Origin of the sequence: Bacillus proteolyticus, assembly GCF_001884065.1 — a bacterium.
GTDB lineage: Bacteria > Bacillota > Bacilli > Bacillales > Bacillaceae_G > Bacillus_A > Bacillus_A proteolyticus.
On record NZ_MACH01000123.1, the window covers coordinates 1 to 242 of the forward strand.

General features: G+C 35.5%; 1 protein-coding gene. It reads left to right on the forward strand.

The window, feature by feature from the left end; all coding sequences use genetic code 11:
* Positions 1 to 116: 116 nt before the first annotated feature.
* Positions 117 to 242 (forward strand): helix-turn-helix domain-containing protein (locus tag BAQ49_RS21995; RefSeq protein ID WP_153020471.1); only part of this gene is annotated, 126 nt, incomplete at its 3' end.

Below are 242 nucleotides of genomic sequence, written 5' to 3' on the forward strand. Positions count from 1 at the left end.
ACAAGGGATGGCAGGAAGCCATCTTAATTGTTCGACATACATAAACTGTTACTTCACTACCTATCGAATGTACGTTTGTTGTATAATAGACACATATCGAAATGGGGGTGAAACGAATGATGATCAATAAAGCATATAAATTTCGTATCTATCCAAATAAAGCACAAGCGACCCTAATCAATAAAACGATTGGCTGTTCTCGTTTTGTATTCAATCATTTCCTATCTCTATGGGATAATGCA